The sequence below is a fragment of the Mesorhizobium sp. M7A.F.Ca.CA.004.12.1.1 genome (genome assembly GCF_003997835.1).
GTDB lineage: Bacteria > Pseudomonadota > Alphaproteobacteria > Rhizobiales > Rhizobiaceae > Mesorhizobium.
On sequence record NZ_RZRK01000616.1, the window covers coordinates 1 to 3698 of the forward strand.

At 64.1% G+C, this 3698-nt stretch carries 5 protein-coding genes and 1 pseudogene; 5 read left to right on the forward strand and 1 reads right to left on the reverse strand.

Translation table 11 applies throughout. From position 1 onward, the window contains the following. The 5 genes and pseudogenes from araH to EN984_RS26235 form a co-directional block, all read left to right on the forward strand. Positions 1-108 (forward strand): annotated as a pseudogene (araH, locus tag EN984_RS26220) (L-arabinose ABC transporter permease AraH); the annotation flags it as partial. Positions 109-123: 15 nt separating this feature from the next. Further along, positions 124-900: an SDR family oxidoreductase gene (locus tag EN984_RS26225; protein WP_127267764.1), complete on the forward strand. Its 777-nt coding sequence runs from the start codon at positions 124-126 to the stop codon at positions 898-900. A 14-nt stretch (positions 901-914) separates the two neighbouring features. After that, on the forward strand, positions 915-2627 hold the full coding sequence (locus EN984_RS26230) for an IlvD/Edd family dehydratase (RefSeq protein WP_127267765.1): 1713 nt from the start codon (positions 915-917) through the stop codon (positions 2625-2627). Positions 2628-2634: 7 nt separating this feature from the next. Next, positions 2635-2805 (forward strand): hypothetical protein, encoded by a 171-nt coding sequence (locus EN984_RS39010; RefSeq protein ID WP_245456791.1) that lies wholly within the window; start codon positions 2635-2637, stop codon positions 2803-2805. Beyond that, positions 2806-3540: a dihydrodipicolinate synthase family protein gene (locus EN984_RS26235; protein WP_256755018.1), complete on the forward strand. Its 735-nt coding sequence runs from the start codon at positions 2806-2808 to the stop codon at positions 3538-3540. Positions 3541-3554: 14 nt separating this feature from the next. Here the strand turns inward: EN984_RS26235 and EN984_RS26240 are convergent. Beyond that, positions 3555-3698, reverse strand: a 144-nt coding sequence (locus tag EN984_RS26240; RefSeq protein WP_127384053.1) for an SDR family oxidoreductase, incomplete at its 5' end; no start/stop codon positions are given.

A 3698-nucleotide genomic window follows, 5' to 3' on the forward strand; every position in this document is an offset into this window, starting at 1 on the left:
AACCTGCTCAACATCCCGGCCTTCTACCAGTACATCGTGCGCGGCGTCATTTTGCTGCTGGCCGTGCTGCTCGACAATCTGCGCTCGTCGGCTTTGGGCCGGCGATAGGCTGGAGGGACAAAAATGGTTGAGCGCCTTTCCGGCAAACGCATTTTCCTGACGGGTGCAGCGCAAGGCATCGGGCTTGCCATCGCCAAAGCCTGTTTGGCCGAAGGCGCAAAACTGTTCCTGGTCGACCGCGACGGCGCGTTGCTGGACAAGGCAGTCGCCGGCCTTGCCGCACCGCAAGGCCATGTCGGACATGTTGCGGCCGACATAAGCGACAGCGCCGGGATTGCGGCTGCCGTCAGCCAAGCGGCCGCCGAGATCGGCCCGATCAACGCGCTGATCAACAATGCCGGGGTCAATGTGTTCTCGACGCCGCTCGAGGCGACCGAGGAAGAGTGGAACCGCAACTTCGACGTCAACGTCAAGGGAGCCTGGAACTGCAGCAAGGCGGTGCTGCCGGGCATGATCGCGAGCGGCGGCGCCATCCTCAACATCGCCTCGACGCACAGCTTCACCATCATCCCGCACACCTTCCCCTATCCGGTCGCCAAGCACGCGCTGCTCGGCCTGACCAAATCGCTGGCACTCGAATATGCGGCGCAAGGCGTGCGCGTGAACGCGCTGGCGCCGGGCTATGTCGAGACGCAGAAGGCGATCGATTACTGGAACAGCTTTGCCGATCCAGCCACAGCACGCGCCAACACCATGGCGCTGCACCCCGGCGGCCGCATCGCCACGGCGCACGAGATCGCGCTTGCCGCGGTGTTCATGATTTCCGACGAGTGCCCGTTCATGAACGCGGCCACGCTCGTCGTCGACGGTGGACTGAGCCAGCTCCAGCATCCCGCCTGAACGCCGGAAAGACCATGACCAAGAGACGATCGCAGCACTGGTTCGGCGGGCTGGGCAAGGATGCCTTCATCCACCGCAGCTGGATGAAGAACAACGGCCTGCCCGATGATGCCTTCGACGGCCGTCCGGTGATCGGCATCTGCAACACATTCTCCGAATTCACGCCTTGCCACGTGCATTTCCGTGCTCTGATCGAGCACATCAAGGCCGGCGTGCTGGAAGCCGGCGGCCTGCCGCTCGAATTCCCGGTCTTCTCTTGCGGCGAGTCCAATCTGCGGCCGACGGCGATGCTGTTTCGCAACCTCGCCTCGATGGATGTCGAGGAGGCGATCCGCGGCAACCCGATGGACGGCGTCGTGCTGATGGCCGGCTGCGACAAGACCACGCCATCGCTGGTCATGGGCGCGGCCTCTTGCGATCTGCCGTCGATCGTTATTTCCGGCGGGCCGATGCTCAATGGCCGCTTCCAAGGCCGCGAAATCGGTTCCGGCACCGATGTGTGGAAGTTTTCGGAAGACGTTCGCGCCGGCGTGATGAGCGAGCAGGATTTCGCCAATGCCGAGAGCGCCATGTCGCGCTCACCCGGTCACTGCATGACCATGGGCACGGCCTCGACCATGGCCTCGATGGTCGAGGCGCTCGGCCTGGCGCTGCCGGGCAACGCCGCCTATCCGGCAGTCGATGCACGCCGCAGCCGCATCGCCCGCATGACCGGACGGCGCATCGTCGAGATGGTCAATGAGGATCTGCGCCTGTCGGCTATCCTCACCAGACAAGCCTTCGCCAACGCGATCCGCATCAATGGCGCGATCGGCGGCTCGACCAATGCGGTCGTGCATCTGCTGGCAATCGCCGGCCGCGTCGGCACCGAGCTGACGCTGGACGATTGGGACAGATATGGCCGCGATGTGCCGACCATCCTCGACCTGATGCCGTCCGGCCGTTTCCTGATGGAGGATTTCTGCTACGCCGGTGGCATTCCGGCCGTCATGAAGGAGATGGCCGATCTGCTTGATCTCGACGCGCTGACCGTCACCGGCAAGAGCGTGTGCGAGAACATCAGTGACGCCCAAAACTACAATCCGGAGGTGATCCGCCCGCGCGACAAGGCGCTGACATCGCACGGCGGCATCGCGGTGCTGCGCGGCAATCTGGCGCCCGACGGCGCCATTATCAAGCCGTCCGCCGCCTCGCCAGCGCTGATGAAGCATCGCGGCCGCGCCGTCGTCTTCGAGGACATCGACGACTACAAGGCGCGCGTCGACGATCCCTTGCTGGACATCGACGATGCGTCGATCATGGTGCTGAAGAATTGCGGGCCGAAAGGCTATCCTGGCATGGCCGAAGTCGGCAACATGGCGCTGCCTCGGAAGCTGCTGAAGCAAGGCGTCCGCGATATGATCCGCATCTCCGACGCCCGCATGTCCGGTACCGCCTTCGGCACTGTCGTTCTGCATGCCGCACCCGAAGCCGCTATCGGCGGCCCGCTGGCGCTGGTCAGGAGCGGCGACTTCATCGAGCTCGATGTCGAAGCGAGGAAGCTGCATCTCGACGTGTCGGAACAGGAGTTGGCGCGGCGTCGTGAATCCTGGCTACCGCCCGTCCCGGCGATGCGCGGCGGCTATCAAGGCCTCTACGTCGACCATGTCCTGCAGGCGGATCGTGGCGCCGACCTCGACTTTCTCGTCGGAAGCCGTGGCCATGCCATTCCACGCGAAAGCCATTGAGGTACGCGTGACAAAATTCAAACCAGATGATTTCCACGGTATTCACGCCATTCTCTACGCGCTCTTTGACGTGAACGAACAGCTGGACCGCGCGGCGATGCGTCGGCAGGTCGAGATCTGCCTCGCGACCGGCGTGCACGGCATGGCGGCGCTCGGCCTGGCAACGGAAGTCGCCTAGCTGACCGAGGCCGAGCGTCGGACGATCATGGACTGGACGGCGGAAGACACCGCAGGAAAAGTGCCGCTCGCCTTCACCATCTTCGGTTCTTCTGTGGCTGAGCAGGTGGCGCAGGTTCGCCATGCCGAAAGCGTCGGAGCGGATTGGGTGATCCTGCAGCCGCCGCCAGCCGGATCCTATGGTGCGCCGGAATACATCAAGTTCTTCGGCCGCGTCGCCGAGGCGACCGACCTGCCGGTGGCGATCCAGAACGCGCCGGCCTTTTTCGGGCGCGGCCTGTCATCGGACGAAATCCGCGAACTCGTCACGCTGCATCCCAACATAAGGCTGATCAAGGGCGAAGGTCCGGTCACCGACATCGCCGGGCTGATCGAGCGCACCGAAGGCCGGATACCGGTTTTCAACGGACGCGGCGGCCTGGAACTGATCGACAATTTCCGCATCGGTTGCCGCGGCATGATCCTGGCGCCGGATTGCGCCGACTATGCCGTGCGCGCCTATCATGCGTTCCGCGCCGGAGACGAAGTCACGGCCGAGGCTGAATATGCAAGAATATTGCCGGCTGCCGTCTTCGTCATGCAAGGCATCGAGAGCCTGGTCTGTTACGGCAAGCGGCTGTTCGGCGCCCGCGCCGGCATCCCGGTACATGACCGGGCTCCGGCGATGCGGCCAGGCGAGCCTGGCCTCGCAATGGTGGAGCGCTTTGCGATTGGTCTGGGTCGGTTGCCTGGCTGAACGGCAACTGCCTTTCAGTAGGTCGTCCGTCCACCCGACAGGTCGAACGTGGAGGCGGTTGTAAAGCTGTTCTCCTTGGAGACGAGCCAGGCGACCATCGCCGCGGCTTCGTCAACCTCCAGCAGGCGGCCGCGCGGAATGCGCGAGCGCATATATTC

What these genes read in the sequence shown, in the direction of transcription:
- EN984_RS26225 (WP_127267764.1), top strand. Translation starts at nt 124, where the DNA reads ATGGTTGAGCGCCTTTCCGGCAAACGCATTTTCCTGACGGGTGCAGCG.
- EN984_RS26230 (WP_127267765.1), top strand. Translation starts at nt 915, where the DNA reads ATGACCAAGAGACGATCGCAGCACTGGTTCGGCGGGCTGGGCAAGGAT.